At 62.4% G+C, this 12256-nt stretch carries 13 protein-coding genes; 11 read left to right on the plus strand and 2 right to left on the minus strand.

Annotated elements, in window-relative coordinates; all coding sequences use genetic code 11:
• Window positions 1-127 precede the first annotated feature (127 nt).
• Window positions 128-328, minus strand: coding sequence for a hypothetical protein (locus MPC4_RS02265; protein ID WP_174511062.1), 201 nt, complete (start codon window positions 326-328; stop codon window positions 128-130).
• A 608-nt stretch (window positions 329-936) separates the two neighbouring features.
• Here MPC4_RS02265 and MPC4_RS02270 point away from each other — a divergent pair.
• From MPC4_RS02270 to MPC4_RS02280, 3 genes are all read left to right on the plus strand, one after another.
• Window positions 937-1227, plus strand: a complete 291-nt coding sequence (locus tag MPC4_RS02270; RefSeq protein WP_174511063.1) for a GIY-YIG nuclease family protein — start codon at window positions 937-939, stop codon at window positions 1225-1227.
• A gap of 49 nt (window positions 1228-1276) precedes the next feature.
• Entirely contained in the window at window positions 1277-1570 is a 294-nt protein-coding gene (locus MPC4_RS02275) for a hypothetical protein (protein ID WP_174511064.1), read from the plus strand.
• A gap of 152 nt (window positions 1571-1722) precedes the next feature.
• Window positions 1723-2529, plus strand: coding sequence for a lytic murein transglycosylase (locus MPC4_RS02280; RefSeq protein ID WP_174511065.1), 807 nt, complete (start codon window positions 1723-1725; stop codon window positions 2527-2529).
• Between the two features lie 71 nt (window positions 2530-2600).
• Here MPC4_RS02280 and MPC4_RS02285 read toward each other — a convergent pair whose 3' ends face one another.
• The gene (locus MPC4_RS02285; RefSeq protein ID WP_174511066.1) at window positions 2601-3422 is read right to left on the minus strand and encodes a lytic murein transglycosylase; all 822 of its coding nucleotides are present in this window, start codon (window positions 3420-3422) and stop codon (window positions 2601-2603) included.
• A gap of 407 nt (window positions 3423-3829) precedes the next feature.
• Between MPC4_RS02285 and MPC4_RS02290 the strand changes: the two genes are divergently transcribed.
• The 8 genes from MPC4_RS02290 (at window position 3830) to MPC4_RS02320 (ending at window position 12256) form a co-directional block, all read left to right on the plus strand.
• Window positions 3830-4306 (plus strand): hypothetical protein, encoded by a 477-nt coding sequence (locus tag MPC4_RS02290; RefSeq protein WP_174511067.1) that lies wholly within the window; start codon window positions 3830-3832, stop codon window positions 4304-4306.
• A gap of 376 nt (window positions 4307-4682) precedes the next feature.
• Entirely contained in the window at window positions 4683-5228 is a 546-nt protein-coding gene (gene mog, locus MPC4_RS02295; protein WP_174511098.1) for a molybdopterin adenylyltransferase, read from the plus strand.
• 4 nt (window positions 5229-5232) lie between these two features.
• A complete protein-coding gene (locus tag MPC4_RS02300; protein ID WP_174511068.1) occupies window positions 5233-7752 on the plus strand; it encodes a circularly permuted type 2 ATP-grasp protein in 2520 nt (839 codons plus the stop codon).
• Window positions 7749-8639, plus strand: a complete 891-nt coding sequence (locus tag MPC4_RS02305; protein ID WP_174511069.1) for a transglutaminase family protein — start codon at window positions 7749-7751, stop codon at window positions 8637-8639. Before MPC4_RS02300 ends, MPC4_RS02305 begins: the two co-directional genes overlap by 4 nt.
• A 161-nt stretch (window positions 8640-8800) precedes the next feature.
• A complete protein-coding gene (locus MPC4_RS02310; protein ID WP_174511070.1) occupies window positions 8801-9001 on the plus strand; it encodes a hypothetical protein in 201 nt (66 codons plus the stop codon).
• A gap of 434 nt (window positions 9002-9435) precedes the next feature.
• Window positions 9436-10128, plus strand: a complete 693-nt coding sequence (locus MPC4_RS21065; protein WP_244628789.1) for a glutathione S-transferase family protein — start codon at window positions 9436-9438, stop codon at window positions 10126-10128.
• Entirely contained in the window at window positions 10125-11285 is a 1161-nt protein-coding gene (gene queG, locus MPC4_RS02315; protein WP_425312411.1) for a tRNA epoxyqueuosine(34) reductase QueG, read from the plus strand. The genes MPC4_RS21065 and queG overlap by 4 nt, the downstream gene beginning before the upstream one ends.
• 95 nt (window positions 11286-11380) lie before the next feature.
• Window positions 11381-12256, plus strand: a complete 876-nt coding sequence (locus MPC4_RS02320; protein ID WP_174511072.1) for an SDR family oxidoreductase — start codon at window positions 11381-11383, stop codon at window positions 12254-12256.

Below are 12256 nucleotides of genomic sequence, written 5' to 3' on the forward strand. Positions count from 1 at the left end.
GAATTGTTTTGAAGGGAAGCTTACGTTCGAAATTGGACCTTATACGAGTGGGCGTCGCTCATCCCCCACAGGATGAGCGACGTTTGTTTTTCAGTAGAGTTAAGAACATCCCCATTCAGCCGCGTTCCTAGTAGCAAGTCACGCCGGCGGCGCACCTGCGGACGGCGGCGCGGGCGGCGGGATGGCGGACAACCCCAACGCCACGAGCGCCAACCCCAACGCCACCATGGCCAACCCCAACGCCACGACCGCCGCGAGCGGCAGCCTCATCGGACACGCTGAAGGCCAGCAGCAGCGCAGCCGCAACGATAACCAACAACCGTTTCATGCAAACCTCCCTTGGGTGGTTACAGCGAACAGCATAAGCTTATCCTCTATGCGCCGAATTAGAATTCGAGCACGTCAATTTGCGTGAAAGCATGCAAGCATAATGATAAAAGTAAAATGATCTGGCTCAACGGGCGGAGTTTATTTCTGCTTGGGGGTCGAACGCTTGAGCCGTACCGTTTTGCACCTGATCCCCTCTTGCTTGGTCGAGAGGAAACCCAGTTTTTCGAGCGGTGCAGAAGTCAAGAATTTTGCTCGACAAAGCCGATCCCATAAAATCGGTCACTTAAACCGAGCAGAAATCAGGTGCGAATGTATAGCGCGACAGAGCAAAACCCCTCATGCTGGGGGGGCACGAGAGCGTATAAGGGCAAGTCGAGGAGTTAGTAGGGCCGAGCCTTGCCATGACGATACCGGTTGGCTAGGCCCCATTCCTCTGCGTCATGCCCGGACTTGATCCGGGCATCCAACCGCCAGCGCCGGGAGTCTGGATGGCCGGGTCAAGCCCGGCCATGACAATCGGACGCGCGCTCGCAACGCTCGTCATGCCCGGACTCGACCCAGGGACGGGCATGACGCGAGGCGGAAAAGCGATTAACCTCCTCAACGATGAAGGGCGGCTATGTTTACATCATGTCCAACAGACGCGACGGCGCGCTCTACATCGGCGTGACGAGCGACCTCTCGCGCCGCGCCTTTGAGCATCGACAAGGCGTCGTCGACGGCTTCACCAAGCGCTATGGCTTGAAACGGCTGATCTATTATGAACGGTACGAAGACATCCGTGATGCGTTGCAGCGGGAGAAAAACCTCAAGCACTGGCCGCGCTTGTGGAAGCTCGCGCTCGTTCATGACCTCAACCCCGACTGGGACGACCTTTACGAGCGGCTGAACGCGTAGCGCCGCAAGGCGGAGTCTGGATGGCTGGGTCGCGCACGGGGGCATATCTATGTGGAAAGCAATATTCGCAGTTGCGGTTTTTATCGCGGCCGCCGTGGCGCCATTTCCGGCCGCGCAGGCCGCCCAGCAGCTGATCCCGGCGCCATATCCCGAAGGCGTCGGGAGCACAGGACAGCTTGGCGGCGGCGCGCCCCCTGTGAGCCGGCATCAGCATCTCATTCCAGATCCCGTGCCTCAGAGCCTTGGCCCCAACGCCCTCGGCAATCCGGAGCCAGTCCGCGGCCGCAGGCATCAGCATCTGCGGCGGACGCCCTATTGGCGGCAGTACCATCATTTTCAATAAAGACGCGCAAGCCGGGGAGTTGCGAAGCGGCGTCCTTAGCCGGCGCAACGCTTTGACAGGAAGAGCGGCGACCTTAAAGTGCGCACACGCCAGTTCGATGGGGATGGCGAGCCGGCGATTCGCCCGATGCAACGGGCGTGGAGGGGGGCTTAATGACGAAGGGCGGTCAATTCAGGACAATCGCGGTCGCAGCCTTGATGGCGCTCGCATGGATGCCCGGAAAAGCGGGCGCCGCGCAGTGCGGCAATTCAGCGGCCGGCTTCGATGCGTGGAAGAGACAGTTCGCCGAAGAGGCGAAAGCAAGGGGCGTCGGCCCCGCCGGGGTCTCCGCGGTTCTTGGCACGAATTATTCAGCCGCGACGATTGGGGCCGACCGTGGCCAGCATGGCTTCCATGTGTCGCTCGACCAGTTTCTCGCCAAGCGCGGCGGCTCGGCCATCGCCTCGCGCGGGCGCGCGCTCAAGCAGTCCAACGCGGCGCTCTTTGCGTCAATTCAGCAGCGCTACGGCGTCCCGCCGGGGCCGCTCATCGCCATCTGGGGTTTCGAGACAGGCTTTGGCGCCGTCCACGGCAATCAGCATGCGCTCTCCTCGGTGGCGACGCTCGCCTATGACTGCCGCCGCAGCGCCTATTTCACCGATCAGCTCTACGCGGCGCTCACCCTGATCGATCGAGGCTCCCTGTCGGCGAACGCGCGCGGCTCGATGCATGGCGAGATCGGCCAGACGCAATTCCTGCCCAAGACCATTTTGGAATATGGCACAGGCGGCAGCCTCGAGACCGCAGCTGGCGCGCTCAGCTCGACGGCGAATTTCCTCAAGGCCCATGGCTGGAGCGCGGGCGCCGGATACCAGCCGGGCGAAGCCAATTTCGCGGCGATCCAGGCCTGGAATGCGGCCACGGTCTATCAGCAGGCCATCGCGATTGTCGGCAAACAGATCGACGGAGGCGGGCGCTGAAGGGACGCCGCGATCCCGGCGATCGGCGTCTGTCTGGGTCCGAAGAGTCTGCAGCTTTCCGGCGTCATGCTCTACATGGTCGCGGCCAGTTTCGTGGCGAACAGCGCGATTGTCCGCGAATAGACGTCTGCCGCGTTCCATTGCTGGATGACGGCGAAATTCGGCTGGCCCGGCTCCCAGCCGGCGCCAGGCAGCCAGCCATAGCCCTTCAAATAATTGGCCGTCGAAGCGAGCACGTCCGGCACGTCATGGATCAGATCGCGGCGTCCGTTGCCATCGAAGTCGACTGCGAATTTCAGATAGGACGAAGGCATGAACTGCGTTTGGCCGAGTTCGCCGGCCCAGGCGCCGCGCATGGCGGACGGCGCGAGGTCGCCGCGCTGGATGAGGCGCAAAGCGTCGATCAGCTCGGCCTGAAATTTGTCCGTCCGGCGGCAGTCAAAGGCGAGCGTCGCCAGCGCGGGCAAGGTCGGCGTTGAGCCGTTGACCGCGCCGAAATCGGTCTCAAGTCCCCAGATCGCGACAATGACGGGACCCGGGACCCCATAGGCCTGTTCGATGCGGCTGAAAACCGAAGCATATTGCTTCAGCAGATTCGCGCCTTTGTGCAAACGATAGGAATTGACCATGCGGTCGGAGAATTGCTCGAAGCTTTGATGAAAGACGCGTTGGCCGTGGTCTCTCGAAATGATGCTCGGATCAAAGGCGACGTCGTCGAGAGCGCTGATCGCGTCCGCAGAAACGCCTTGCGCCGCGGCTTCTTTCTTGATGCTGGCGATAAAAGCTTCGAATCCTGCCGGGTCGCGGCAGGTGGCGGCCGCAGCGGGGAGGGCGCATGGGCCAAATGCCGACAGACAAAGAGTCGCGACGAAAAGGCGCATCATCGATCGCATGCAGTCAGCTCCGTTTAGGGAACGAGGTGGGGCCGGCCAGAGAGTTCGCGCAAAATCACGCATCTGTTCTGTTAAGCCTAGCCGAAGCGGCAGACAATTGCCGTATCGGGACTTCAGCGAGAAAAATCATCTCCTCGCCTTTTCGATCACGGCGCGGCGCGCCCCTGTGTAAAGGCTTGAGCCAAGGCTTGCCATGCCGCCGCGATGGGATCAGTTTGAAGGCGCCGAGGGAACCCTTCGTCGGGCATTGACGCCCGGCCCGTCGCGCCGCCTGTTTCGGCTTTCAGGAAAAGTCGGAAGGTGTTCCGTTCCTTTGATTTTGGCGCATCGGCCTTGTGCGAATCGGTCGCCGCTTCGCCTTGTCTCACAATGCCCCGGGAGATTGAGAAGTCATGAAGAGTTTGATCATGAAACGTGTGGCCCTGGCGGCTCTTGCAATGGTTGCGCTCGCGCCCGGCGCTCTCGGCGATGACGTGCCGTTCGCCCGCCCGCCTCTCGAAAAGTCGCTCGACACTTATCTGATCAGCCTCGGCGACATCATGAGCGCCGCGCAGTTGCGGCATATCAAGCTCTGGCAGGCGATCAAGGCGAAGAATTGGGGCCTCGTCAATTTTGAAGCGACGCTGCTTGAAGACGGCTTCGCGGCCGCCGCGATGCTGTATCGCAACATACCGATCGAATTTGTCACCGAGGCCGCAAAGCCGCTCGAAGCGCTAAAGGACGGTGCGGCGGCGAAGGACCCCGTTAAACTGGCGAAAAGCTTTACCGAGCTGACGGCAGCGTGCAACGCCTGCCACGAGGCGGGGGAGGTCGGCTTCGTCAAGATTCAAACGCCGACGTCATCGCCATTCACCAATCAGAATTTTGCGCCGGAGCGAAAGTAGACATGCATCAAAGGGCTTTAGCCGTTCGCGACCAATTCGTGCCTTTGCGCGCCGTGGTTTCAATCGGGGCCAGCGTCAGGCGGCGGCGTTGAACAAAATATCGTCATCCTGCGCGAAAAATGACCTTTGCCGAGATCTGACCAATATTGAAGCCTGTCGAGGCGCCAATCCGCACGGAATGGGTCCTTGGCCAACAGTCTTGCTCAAGTCGAACGAAAGTGACCCGTAGTAAAATTGTTTTCGCGCCGATGCTCGGGGACAAGGGCGGCGCCCGCCTTTTTTCCAGAACCATCGCCCCGCTTTGCGCTATAAGACCCTCTTGCCGGCGTCAACGCCGGCCAATGTCGAAGAAGGGTCGAGAATGGCGGACGCGGAAATGGGGGACGACGGCAAGCGCGCGGCCAAAATCGGCGTGGTCACGATCTCCGACCGCGCCAGCGTCGGCCAATATGAGGATCAAAGCGGGCCGGCGATCATCGCCTATCTGACGCGGATTCTGACGAGCCCTTTTGAGACCATCAAGCGGATCATTCCCGACGGGTTCGAGTCGGTGCGGGACGCATTGATCGACCTTGCGGACAAAGCCCGTTGCGACCTGATCCTGACGACGGGAGGCACGGGGCCCGCTCCGCGCGATCTGACGCCCGAGGCGACCGAGGCCGCTGCGTCTCGCGTGCTGCCAGGTTTCGGCGAACTGATGCGGCAGGAAAGCCTGAAGCAGGTTCCAACAGCAATCCTGTCGCGCCAGATCGCCGCGCATCGAGGGCCTTGCCTCATCATAAATCTGCCAGGAAAACCAGCCTCCATTGAAACTTGCCTCAATGCGGTGTTTCCGGCGGTGCCTTATTGTCTCGATCTCATCGGCGCCGCGAGGCTCGAGACTGACCCGGCGATCCTCAAATCGTTCAGGCCAAAGCAATAGATCCATGAACATCAGCGACGCGCTCCCGACCAGTAAGGAATCGACCGCCTCGGAGCGGCTGGCCGCGCTCATCGCGGATTACAAGCCGCTGCCCGGCATCCCTGACGAGTTCATCGGCCCCGATGGCCGCCCGCGCGATTATTGGCTGCGCTATCTCAACTCGTTGACGGATCTTGGCGCGGACGACATCGGCCGCCGCTTCGCGACGGCGGATCGGCATATTCACGATTCCGGCGTCTCCTATCGCAGCTATGGCGATACGCGCGAGCGCACCTGGCCTCTCTCGCATCTGCCCCTGCTGATCGAAGCGAATGAGTGGCGCGAAATCGCGGCGGGAATCGAACAGCGCGCCGAACTGATGGAGCGCGTCGTCGCCGATATCTATGGCGAAGGCGCTCTGATCGCCGCCGGCGATCTTCCCGCTGCGGCTGTCACAGGCTCCGCCGATTTCCTGCATCCGCTGCATGGCGTGACGCCGCCCGGCGGGCGTTTTCTGCATTTCTACGCAGCCGACCTCGGGCGCGGCCCTGACGGACGCTGGTGGGTCGTCGGCGATCGCGCCCAGGCGCCCTCGGGCGCCGGCTACGCGCTCGCCAACCGGCTCGTGCTGTCGCGCGCCTTCCCGGCGCTCTACCGCGACATGAACGTCGAGCGCCTCGCGCCCTTCTTCCAGGCGTTCCGCTACGGGTTGACCTCGCTCGCCGAGCGATCCGATCCCCGCATCTGCCTCTGGACGCCCGGCCCGCTGAACGAAACCTATTTCGAGCAGGCCTATCTTGCGCGCTATCTCGGCTTCATTCTGGTCGAGGGCGGCGACCTCACCGTGCGCGACGGCAAAGTCCACGTGCGCACCATCGCCGGACTGAAGCGCGCCGATGTGATCTGGCGCCGCATCGACGGTGATTTCGCCGATCCGCTTGAACTCAACAGCCAATCGCGTCTCGGCGTCGCGGGTCTGGTCGAGGCCGTGCGCGAGGGCGGGGTTGTGCTCGCCAATGCGCTCGGCTCTGGCGTGCTCGAGGCGCCCGCGATGATGAGCTTCATGCCGAAGCTTTGCCGCAAACTGCTCGGCGAGGAGTTGCGCCTGCCGAACATCGCAACCTGGTGGTGCGGTCAGCAGAAGGAGCGCGCATCGGTCATCGCTGACTTCGACGATCTGGCGATTGGCGGCGCCTTCGGCAATCCGGTTCTACGCTTTCCGCAGAACCAGCCGGTCATCGCCGGGCTTCTCAACGCGGATGAAAAGGCGCGGCTGATCGACGCCATCGGCGAGAGGGGGATCGACTATGTCGGGCAGGAGGTCGTTAATCTGTCGACGACGCCGGTCTGGAACGACGACCGGCTGACGCCGCGCCCCTTCGTCCTGCGCGTCTATGCGGCGCGGACGGAGAATGGCTGGACCATCATGCCGGGCGGCTTCTGCCGCATCTCCGATCGCGCCGACGCGCGCGCCGTGTCGATGGGGGGAGGGGTGCAGTCGGCGGACGTCTGGGTGCTCGCCGACAAGCCCGTCGAAATGATTACCCTGCTGCCGAGCAACGAGACGGCGCGGATCCGCCGCCTGATGGGCAATCTGCCGAGCCGCGCCGCGGATAATCTGTTCTGGCTCGGGCGCTATCTCGAAAGGGTCGAGGCGACTTTGCGTCTGATCCGCTGTCTTGCCGGCCGGATGATCAATACCGACGCCGAAACAGGGACGACGGCATGGACTGTCTCGAAGGTGATCGGCCTCCTCGTCGCCTGGCACGCGGCGCCGAAATCGGCGGCCTCTAATCCGCTGGCGCTCTGTGCGGTAGCCCTGCACAGCGAGGAGAACTACGGCTCGGCGCTTTCGCTTGTGCGAGACGCGCGCCGCGCCGCCTCGGTCATAAGGGAACGGCTCTCAGCCGATACCTGGCGGTTGATCGGCGAGCTTGACCAGATGCTCGGCGTCGATCAGAAGCCGCTTTTGAGCGAGGCCGAGGCCTATGACCGGGCTGATCTCGCGCTGCGCGCCATCGCGGCGCTTTCGGGGCTTGCGCAGGAAAATATGAATCGCGGCGCTGGCTGGCGTCTCTTCGACATCGGCCGGCGCGTCGAGCGCGCCATCAACTCCTGCCGCTTCGCGCGCCAGTTCGCCGGCCCCACCGCTCCTTCGGACGATCTCGAAGTCCTGCTCGACCTCGCCGATTCCCAGATCACCTATCGGTCGCGCTATCTGATGGGCGTCGGCCTTTCGACGGTTCGCGACATGGTCATGCTCGACCCATTTAATCCGCGCTCCGTCGCCTTTCAGCTGGAGCGGCTGGATGACCATCTGCAAAATCTGCCCGTGCTCAGCGACGATGGAATGCCCGAGAAGCCGCGCCGTCAGATCGTCAAGCTCGTCGCCGAAGTCACGACAGCCGTCGCGGCGGAGCTCGACACCGACAAGATCCTGAGCTTCGAAAAACGCCTGCTCGATCTGGCGGAAGCGGTCGCCGCACGCTATTTCCTGCAGGGTCCGCATAGTGCGCGGGCGGACCGTTGGAGCGGCCTTGCGTGATCTACGACATTCACCACGTTACGACTTACGAATATGGGACGCCGGTCCGGTACGCGCATTGCTCCTTGCGGCTGTCGCCGATGGATCTGCCCGGTCAGACGGTGCTGTCCAGCCATCTGAGTATTGATCCGCAACCATCGCAGATTGTCGAACGCGTCTGCTTTTTCGGCAATCGCGTATCGTCCATGACGATCGACACCGAGCACAGCGACCTGATCGTCGAGGTCGATACGAGCATCGACATCCATCGCGATCCGCCGCCGGAGCCAGCTTCGACGCGGCCCTTTGAGGAAGTCCGCGAGGAGGCTTTCGACAGCGAATCGCTCGACAAGGCCTCGCCCGCTCATTTCCTGCATCCGAGCCGGTTCGTGCCGCGTTTTGCGCCCGCCGTCGAATATGCGCGACCAAGCTTCACGCCCCGCCGCCCGGTTCTCGAGGGCGCCGTCGATCTGATGCGGCGCATCCGCGCGGATTTCAAATATGACACCAAAGCGACCGTGGTCTCGACGCCGATCTCGGAAGCTTTCGAGAAACGGCGCGGCGTCTGCCAGGATTTCGCGCATATCATGATCGCGGCGCTGCGCGGGCTCGGCCTGCCCGCCGCCTATGTCAGCGGCTACATCCGCACGATTCCGCCGCCGGGCAAGAAGCGCCTCGAAGGCGCGGACGCCATGCACGCCTGGGTGACGCTCTGGTGCGGCGCGGATGTCGGCTGGGTCGATCTTGATCCGACCAACTCCATGATGATCGGCAATGACCACATCACTTTGGCGCGCGGACGCGATTACGCCGACATTTCCCCTGTCGCTGGTATTATCCTCGGCACGCGCGAGCAGGACGTCGACGTTTCGGTCGACGTCATCCCGCGCGAGGAAGTCGAGGCCTGAGCGTTATTTCCGAAGCGTTGGAGCCGGCTTTCGGATAGGCATGATGCGAACTCAAAGAATCCCGTTATTGCGGCTGTGCTGCTTGCGCGTCGTCAATGCTGAGGTCCTCATAAAGTGATTAAGGACAATCCAGTTTTCGCTCGAGTTCACGAGGATCGATAATGGTCGAAGCACTCAGGCGCAACCCGCTTACCCCTTGGTACATAGGGCTCGTTTTCCTGCTGATCGTCGATGCAGTATTTTTCTATTATGTCACGACTCGTAGTTGCGAGATTCCGAATCCAATTATTTTTGGGATTATGGTGATTATACCAGGACTTTATCTCGTCCTGATGTATCTCGCGTTCCGAAGCCGGGATTGATGTTCGTTGGCTTCGTGGGCCCCGGCCAAGATCAACTGACACAGGCTGGGCGAAGAGACTTTCCGAATATGCTCGCAGCTGGTCCTGATTGCGTCCGTCTGCGCCGTCATGAAGCGGACGTCCGTTCGATAAATGAATGTCGTGGATTTGCCGAAAGCGGCGCACCCGTGCAAATCTCAAGAATTCGGTGCGAACTTAGATTAAGAGGCGGCCGACGCTCGAGCCGTCTCGCCCTCTACCGGGTTGCGCGATTGGCGCATGCGCCGGCTTGACCCATTCGGCGCCCGGCCCGAGCGCCCCTCGCTTTGGCGTCGCGAGCTTAACGAATTATTCACCGCAACTTGGGAAGCCTTCCTCAAGCCGCATCGCAGCTGGGGGTCCTTCGAACGCCTTTCGCCGCAGTCCGCCCGATCCTCACTCGAACACGAAGCTGAATGATAACGCTCTATCATCATCCGCTCTGCGCCCATTCGCGTTTCGTCAGGCTCCTCCTCGGGGAATATGGGATCGAACCCCAACTCATCGAGGAAAACGTCCATGAGCGCAGGCGTGATTTCCTGATCCTCGATCCGGCTGGTCAGACGCCGGTGCTGGTCGAGCATCCGTCAACTGTCGTGCCCGGCCCGTCGACCATCGCGGAATATTTCGACGAAACCCGCGGTCTCGCTCTCGGCAAGCACAGGCTGCTGCCGGAAGATCCGCTTTCGCGCATCGAAGTGCGCCGGCTGATGGATTGGTTCGGTCAGAAATTCTTCCGCGAAGTCACCGATTGGCTCGTGACGGAAAAGGTCTATAAGCGCTTCATGCCGCGCGAGCGGGGCGGAGGCGCGCCGGACATGGAGCTGGTGCGCGCGGCGCGCTCCAACATCCGCACCCATATGCGCTATGTCAGCTATTTGGCCGGCAGCCGGAAGTGGCTCGCGGGAGATCGTCTTTCATACGCCGATCTCGCCGCCGCCGCCCAATTGTCCTGCGTCGATTTTCTGGGCGATGTGCCATGGGAAGAATACGAAACGGCAAAGCTCTGGTATTCCAGGGTGAAGTCGCGCCCGGCCTTCCGCTCCCTGCTTGCCGATCGCCTGCCGGGCCTCAGCCCCGCGCCGGTCTACGCGGACCTCGACTTCTGAGCGCGGCGTTTTCGGCGCGGCTGCAAACGAAAGCGCGAGAGCTGGGGTTCGATATCTGCAAAATCACCCATCCGTCCGCCGTCGAGGGCGCGGGCGAGCGCTTTGGCGCATGGCTCGCCACGGGCGCGGCCGGCGACATGGACTGGCTCGAGGAGACGCGAGAGCGCCGCTCAGATCCGCGCAGCCTTTGGCCGGAGGCCGCGAGCATTGTGATGCTGGCGGCCAATTACGGGCCGCCCGGCGATCCGCTGGCGGCCCTTGCGGACAAACGCGCCGGCAATATTTCGGTCTACGCCCGCCATCGCGATTATCATGACGTCATCAAGGGGCGCCTGAAGCAGCTCGCCTCATGGCTTGCGAGTGCGGCCGAGGGGCAAGGCTTCGAGGCGCCGCAGTTCAAGGTGTTCGTCGACACCGCGCCCGTCATGGAAAAGCCGCTGGCGCAGGCGGCGGGGCTTGGCTGGCAGGGCAAGCACACAAATCTTGTCTCGCGCGATTTCGGCTCCTGGCTCTTCCTCGGCTCGATCTTCACGAACCTGCCGCTGACTGAGGATGGGCCGGAGCGCGACCATTGCGGCCAATGCCGGGCCTGCCTCGATATTTGTCCGACGCAAGCCTTTCCCCGGCCTTACGCGCTCGACGCGCGCCGCTGCATCTCCTACCTCACCATCGAGCACAAGGGCCATATCGCGGAAGAGTTTCGCGCCGCCATCGGCAACCGCATCTATGGCTGCGACGATTGTCTCGCCGTCTGCCCGTGGAATAAATTCGCCAAAACGGCGCGGGACATCAAGCTTTTGCCGCGTGAGGATTTATTGGCTCCTGCGCTGAGCGATCTGCTTCGCCTCGACGACGCCGCTTTTCGCGCGTTGTTTGCGGGTGGGCCTGTCAAGCGAATCGGGTTTTCGCGTTTTTCTCGCAATGTTCTGATCGCGGCCGGCAATTCGGGGGATTTTTCGCTCGCGGAACTCGTGGCGGAGAAGCTTGGAGATGTTTCGCCGCTCGTGCGGGCGATGGCGGTTTGGGCTCTGGCGCGTCTTGCGCCGGAAAGGATCGCCGGCCTTGCCCGGGCCTGGCTCCCGCGTGAGACGGACGCGGACGTGCGGCGGGAATGGGCTGCGGCGATGGCGCGTTCGGAAGAAAATGCGCCGGACTGACAGATCAGCGTTTTTTGCGCCGGCCGGGCGGGAAAGATGCGAAAGAATGAAGCGTTTCAAAACCCCGGCGGTCACGGGGAAGAAGGTCGGATTAAATGAAGCTTTTTGCCTTCGGTCTTGGCTATTGCGCGCAGGATTTCATCGCGCGTTTCGGCGATCTCTTCGATTCCATCGCGGGGACCGTGCGCAGCGCCGACAAAGCCGCGGAGCTGGCGAGCGATCACATCGAGACCTTTGTCTTCGGGCCTGACCGGGAGGACCCGAAACTCGCGGAAAAAATGCTCGCCGCCGACGTGCTCCTGATCTCGATCCCGCCCGGCGTTTCCGTCGATCCGGTGCTGGCGCGCTTTGGCCATCGCATCGCGAGCCTGCGCGCGCCGCAGACGATCATCTATCTCTCGACGATCGGCGTCTATGGCGACCGGCAGGGCGAATGGGTCGATGAAACGCAGATCCCGACGCCGCTCTCGCCGCGCTCCGTGACGCGGCTGCAGGCGGAGAAATCATGGGCGGCGATCGGCAAAAGCAAGGACAAGAAGGTGCATATTCTGCGCCTTGCCGGCATTTACGGGCCGGGCCGCAATGCGCTGATCAATCTGAAAGACGGCAAGGCGCATCGCATCGTAAAAGCCGATCAGGTGTTCAACCGCGTCCATGTCGAGGACATCAGCCGGGCGATCGCCGCCGCCATCGCCTATGACGGGCGCGGAGCCGTGTGGAACGTCGCCGATGACGCCCCGGCGCCGCCGCAGGATGTCGTCGCCTACGCCGCCATGCTGATGGGCGTCGAGCCGCCGCCCGAACAGCCGATCGAGGCGGCGGAAGATATTTCGCCGATGACGCGCAGCTTTTACGCCGAAAACAAGCGCGCCTCGAACCGCAAGCTCAAGGAGGAGCTGGGGGTTGATCTCGCCTATCCGACCTATCGCGTGGGTCTTGAGGCGCTTTGGGAGGCGGGGGAGGGGCGGTAG

Source organism: Methylocella tundrae (assembly GCF_901905185.1).
In the GTDB taxonomy this organism is placed as follows: Bacteria; Pseudomonadota; Alphaproteobacteria; order Rhizobiales; family Beijerinckiaceae; genus Methylocapsa; species Methylocapsa tundrae.